General features: G+C 69.3%; 1 protein-coding gene. It reads right to left on the minus strand.

Going from position 1 to position 713, the window contains the following annotated elements:
- The coding region (locus tag AC1DWF_RS34480; protein WP_476842975.1) for an LLM class flavin-dependent oxidoreductase at positions 1 to 713 on the minus strand (713 nt) is incomplete at both ends.

Here is a 713-nt window from a genome sequence, read left to right on the forward strand (position 1 = left end):
GGAAGACGCCGCGGCGCTGGAGCTCCGGCACCACCATCCGGCCGACATCCTCGTAGGTGATCGGGAAGGTCGACGGCGGGATCACGAAGCCGTCGCAGGCGCCGGATTTGAACCAGTCCTCCATCACGTCGGCGATCATCTCCGGCGTGCCGGCGAGCTGACCGCGTGCCTTGCGGGCCGCCTCCGCATAGCTGATCCCCTCGGCCTTCGCCCTCTGGGTCATGCGGTCGCGCGAGCCCTGGGAACCGCTGGGGCCCGCGCGCTTATCGGCCTCCTCCGGGCTCGGCACGTCGCTGAGGTCCACGCCGAGCAGGCCGGAATTGGACGCCATCACCAATTCAGGGTCGACCAGCGATTCCACGAAGGCGGCCTTCTCCTTCGCAATGGATTCGGTCTCGCCCACCACCACGGACAGCGTGGGCAGGATCGCGACATCCGCGCGCGAGCGGCCGAATTTCGCGAGCCGCCGCTCCATGTCGGCGCAGAACGCGATGCCATCCTCCTTGGTGGCGACGGTGCAGAAGATCATCTCGGCCCAGCGTGCCGCCACGTCGCGGCCGCGTGGCGAGGAGCCGGCCTGCAGGATCACCGGCCGCCCCTGCGGCGTGCGCGGGATGGAGAGCGGACCGCGCGTCTTCACGTGGGGGCCGACATAATCGACGTAGCGAATCTTCTCCGCGTCCGCGAAGACACCGCTCTCGCGGTCCAGCACC

The organism is Aminobacter sp. P4_D5, assembly GCF_056401815.1.